The sequence below is a fragment of the Cobetia sp. SIMBA_158 genome, assembly GCF_046566945.1.
GTDB classification, from domain to species: domain Bacteria; phylum Pseudomonadota; class Gammaproteobacteria; order Pseudomonadales; family Halomonadaceae; genus Cobetia; species Cobetia amphilecti.
In genome coordinates, this window is the sequence record NZ_JAWJYL010000975.1 from 1 (window position 1) to 241 (window position 241).

A 241-nucleotide genomic window follows, 5' to 3' on the forward strand; every position below is an offset into this window, starting at 1 on the left:
TTAAGTATTTTTGCGAACTCTTTACAGTTTTCTTTACCAATAGACTTTATAAATAGTTTCGGGCTAATATTTGTAAATTCCTCTGAATCAGAGAACGTTCTTATAAAACTATTATTTGCTGAAAATGGCATTAAATGATCGTCTAAAATCAGTAACCAATCGTTTATTTGGCTAAATGCTTCACCTAGTATTTTGGCTTGTTCTTCATTGGCACGCTGCTCTGTAATATTGGTATAAATAC

Annotated in this window: 1 protein-coding gene; it reads right to left on the minus strand. The window is 31.1% G+C overall.

The annotated features are described in order from the left end of the window. Positions 1 to 241: hypothetical protein (locus R2R70_RS22720; RefSeq protein ID WP_410979303.1), on the minus strand; the 241-nt coding region annotated here is incomplete at both ends.